At 52.7% G+C, this 2209-nt stretch carries 3 protein-coding genes; all 3 read left to right on the top strand.

Annotation, left to right across the window (positions count from 1 at the left end; translation table 11 throughout):
- The first annotated feature begins 112 nt into the window (after positions 1-112).
- Genes ACFQY0_RS21015 through ACFQY0_RS21005 form a run of 3 tightly spaced genes read left to right on the top strand, consistent with a single transcriptional unit; the run spans position 113 to position 2109 of the window.
- The gene (locus tag ACFQY0_RS21015; RefSeq protein ID WP_379716969.1) at positions 113-424 is read left to right on the top strand and encodes a hypothetical protein; all 312 of its coding nucleotides are present in this window, start codon (positions 113-115) and stop codon (positions 422-424) included.
- 23 nt (positions 425-447) lie between these two features.
- The gene (locus ACFQY0_RS21010) at positions 448-1497 is read left to right on the top strand and encodes a hypothetical protein (protein ID WP_379716966.1); all 1050 of its coding nucleotides are present in this window, start codon (positions 448-450) and stop codon (positions 1495-1497) included.
- A 6-nt stretch (positions 1498-1503) separates the two neighbouring features.
- Positions 1504-2109, top strand: coding sequence for a hypothetical protein (locus tag ACFQY0_RS21005; RefSeq protein ID WP_379716962.1), 606 nt, complete (start codon positions 1504-1506; stop codon positions 2107-2109).
- Positions 2110-2209 lie beyond the last annotated feature (100 nt).

Below are 2209 nucleotides of genomic sequence, written 5' to 3'. Positions count from 1 at the left end.
CCGAACAAGGCGGCGATGGCGACGCCTAACAGCGGCCTTGTTGAATTTCCTTTCTCATGATTCAATCCCTTCAATCTGACACGGAGCGCCGCCATTGTTCGGGCGTCGCGCCATGCCTTCGACGTTGTGCAAGAAATTGAGACCGACTGAAGACATCGCCAGTCAGGTTAAAGCCCCCATCGAGGGAGTCTTCTCCGATGCCGTTCAATATTGGCTCATTCGTCCGATTGAAGAGTGGCTCCAGGATTCCAATCGGGATTGGACGTGTATCGGTGGTCCTGGTGTAGACGGAATCGAATTCGGAGTGCTGGACGGATCTGAGGGCGTCCACGCCTATTTCCCAATCGAAGGCGAATACAGAAGGCTCGCAGGCGATGTGCCCACATTGATCGACGAATGGGAGGCAGGGCGGATTGTCGTTTGATCGGTCGTCCTCTCCGAGCGCCCATGATGCAACTCGAAAACCATCAAGCACAACAAGCCGAAGATGGCGACCCCTCACAGCGGCCTTGTTACGTTTCCGTTCTGGTGATTCAATCCGGCAACGAGAATCGGCGTGCCGCCATGAGGGCCGGGATCGCCATTTCTCAGACGTTCGATAAAGAAATGAGACCCTGCCTTCACAGCGCCTCCCAAGTAAGAGTCATCACGGAGCGGAGTGGATCGAGCGTGTCGATTCCCATTTCTGAGTATTCGCCTCGTTTCTTCCTTGAGAACACCTTCGACCGGATGTTTTCCCGTCAAGAGATGTTGCTTATGGAGCGCCGTGAAGAGGTTCTTTATCGCGCAACCATTGGTGATCATAGCCTTGCAGGAAGTGATGATCTCCTAGTGGCGGGACTTTACGGAGGGAGGAGCGCTCTTTCAGTTATACCCAAGCCGTTCATAACGATATCAGTGAACTTGTCCGACATGTCGAGCAGGCGCAGGATCCGCGTCCAACTTCATTTCGACGACGAGGAGTCGATTGCCGATTTAGGACTTAAGACACTATTCCCGAAGCAGCATCGGCTTCTATCCGGCCGCTCAAAGTCCTACTACTTCATCTGGGAGGTTGAGGAGTTCCTCTCGAAGGTTGCTGAACGGACTGACTCGATTCCCATCATTCAGGGTGTCGATCACGTTTGGGTGACCGACTCCGCCAGAGAGGGCACAAGTTTAGATAGTTTTGAGTTCGTCCCCGTTGTGCCGCTCGCGCCACTACTCGGCAAGAGCGACGGCACGACCCTAAAATTCATTGTGCGTGCTGGCAGTAGTTTCGGATCACCAACACTCTGTCGTGTCGATTCGATCCAACATGAGAAGGCGGTATTCGACTTCTACTTTCCCGAGTCACAAGCTCAGCTGCCATACAGCAAGTCTCCCTCCCGGTCTTGCTTTACAGCGAATGGATTCTTGGTGTTCCACGAGATTCCAGGGTCTAATGCCTACGAGTTCGCGCAAATTAGCCGTGAACAACAAGAAATCGAACAAGTCGGACATGGCGACGGCGAATAAGCCGCTTTGCTGAATTCGAAGCTTCTCATCGCCGCGCCATTCCTCAAACGTTCTGCCAAGAAAATGCGTTTCACCACCGTAGGAGCACTTCTCGCCTGTTGCCTCTCATGCTGTAGTGAGCGTAGACCAGCAGGCGGAGCCGAAGGAGGAAGCTCGTTTAGCCTCACCATTCCTGAATCATTCACTCTGGCTGATCCGATTCCACAGGATGACGAATGGCTTAAGACGTTTCGAGAAGGCAATGGATATGAGAGCACTTGGGAGACGTGGGTATGGCGCCTCACTAACATCGAGGTGGCTCCGGGCATTCAGGTCTATGCTCGTGATCGTGACGAGAGGCAATTCCTTGTGACGGGATGCGACGAATTCCAGTTGCTCTCCGTTGACTTTCGAATCTCGGAGATCGGCGAGACGGGATTCTACTCCGGAGAGCACAATGTGAAACTGACTCCCTCGAAGAACTATATCGTATGCCTTGCGGCTAATCCTCACGCGTTTCTTCACGGCCTCCCAATCGACGACAAGGTCAAGAGGAACGGAGATTGGATCGTTAGTTTTGAAGATGACACAGTGAACTGGCACAAGGCAGAACAAACCACTGAGGCGGACTGACAAGTAAATTTCAGGTAAATTGCTCACAGAGTTTGGGGTTGGTTTTTTTGAGGTTCGCGATGATGGGAATAAGCGGGCTTGATCTCTTCTGCAGAACTTG

This window comes from Haloferula chungangensis (assembly GCF_042664875.1).
In the GTDB taxonomy this organism is placed as follows: Bacteria; Verrucomicrobiota; Verrucomicrobiia; order Verrucomicrobiales; family Akkermansiaceae; genus Haloferula; species Haloferula chungangensis.
The sequence above is the reverse complement of the archived record's forward strand: the minus strand, read 5'-3'. Positions and strand labels throughout refer to the sequence as shown.